The sequence below is a fragment of the Archangium violaceum Cb vi76 genome (assembly GCF_000733295.1).
GTDB lineage: Bacteria > Myxococcota > Myxococcia > Myxococcales > Myxococcaceae > Archangium > Archangium violaceum.
This window is the reverse complement of sequence record NZ_JPMI01000224.1, coordinates 1-851: the sequence shown is the minus strand read 5'-3', so window position 1 is coordinate 851 and position 851 is coordinate 1. Positions and strand designations below refer to the sequence as shown.

General features: G+C 71.3%; 1 protein-coding gene. It reads right to left on the bottom strand.

What is annotated here, in order from left to right; translation table 11 throughout:
- On the bottom strand, window positions 1-609 hold a 609-nt coding region (locus Q664_RS30005; RefSeq protein WP_152622412.1), incomplete at its 3' end, for a DUF2381 family protein.
- Window positions 610-851: the final 242 nt, after the last annotated feature.

Sequence of the window (851 nt, the reverse complement as noted above, 5' to 3'; positions counted from 1 at the left end):
CATGGACTCGAGGGTGTTGCCCGGACGGGAGATGACGCTCCGGGTGATGCGCTTGCTGGCGATGCCGCCCTCGCCCAGCAGCCCCTGGGCGAGCAGGCCCAGAACTCCGCGCTGTCCTCCGCACTCCGCCTCCAGGCGCGCCTTGTCCTCCCGGCATTGCCGCGCTTCCGCCCGCGCCTGCTGCTCGCCTTCCCGGTGGGACTCGAGCGAGCGGGGCTGGCGTGTCACCCGCACCAGCCGCGCGGCCTCGGCCGGATGCACCACCAGCAGGAAGCGCACGCCCTTCGGGTCCGCGCCGTCCTGGAAGGTGAAGCCCACCTGCACACGCTCTCCCGGGGTGAGGGCCCCCGTGGGCACGAGCGCGAGCCCTGTCTCATCCGCTATCACCTGGAACCGTTCCCGTCCGGGCAGCTCCACGCGCCCCAATTTCGCGTCGAAGAGGAAACTGGTGGGCAGCCCCGGATGGATGCACACCGCGAGCGCCTCGCCGGGTGTGTCCGCCGTCAATTCCAGGTGGCGCGTGCCCGCGTCACAGGCAGGCGGCGCGACGTCCATGGGCATGGCGAGCAACGCGAGTCGCAACAGGGCAGCGGCGGAGAGCACGGGCATGAGGAAGGCACCTCACGGGGACGAGACCGGAGGAGTCGGGCTCTACCACACCTCCTGCCCGGTCGTATCCGTCCCGCCAGCGGGACGCCCCTATGGGAAGCGGTCCACCACCCGCACCTCCACGACGGGGTTCACCATCATCTTCCCCGGCCCGCCGCCGGGCTGGAGCTCGAGGCCGACGCGGCCATCATCGTCCAGCACTTCCAGGCACACCGGGTACGTCACCCCTTGTGGCGTGCGCG